We start from the raw sequence: 516 nt of genomic DNA on the forward strand, positions 1-516 counted from the left end.
ACAAGATACTACAGCGCCTACATTTACTGTTCCTACTGATATTACTATTAACTGTGAGCAAGATCCTAATGATTTAACACTTACTGGTGATGTAACTGATGAAGCTGATAATTGTGATAATACGCTAGAGGCTACATTTACTGATAGTACAGCTAATGGTACTTGTGCTAACGAATCTGTGATTACTAGAACTTGGACACTTACTGATGATTGTAACAATACAACTACGCTTGTTCAAACTATTACTATACAAGATAACACTGCGCCAGATGTCTCTACTTGTAATGTTGTTGATACTGCTGTAGATTGTACTGCTACTGATAATGAAACTATTGCTGATCAATGGAATGCTGATAATATTGCGGCTCTGGAAGCTTGTGCTACCGATAATTGTGATACTGACTTTTCTGGTCAAGTAACTTCAGATTATGACTACAACAACTTAAACACTGTTTGCGGACCTTGTGGGAATATTACTGTAAACTATACTGTAACCGATGATTGTGGTAATAGCTC

1 pseudogene is annotated in these 516 nt (G+C 36.6%); it reads left to right on the top strand.

Annotation, left to right across the window (positions count from 1 at the left end):
- Positions 1-516, top strand: a pseudogene (locus tag Q0997_RS20305) (gliding motility-associated C-terminal domain-containing protein); the annotation flags it as partial.

Origin of the sequence: uncultured Lacinutrix sp., from assembly GCF_947500325.1 — a bacterium.
GTDB lineage: Bacteria > Bacteroidota > Bacteroidia > Flavobacteriales > Flavobacteriaceae > Lacinutrix.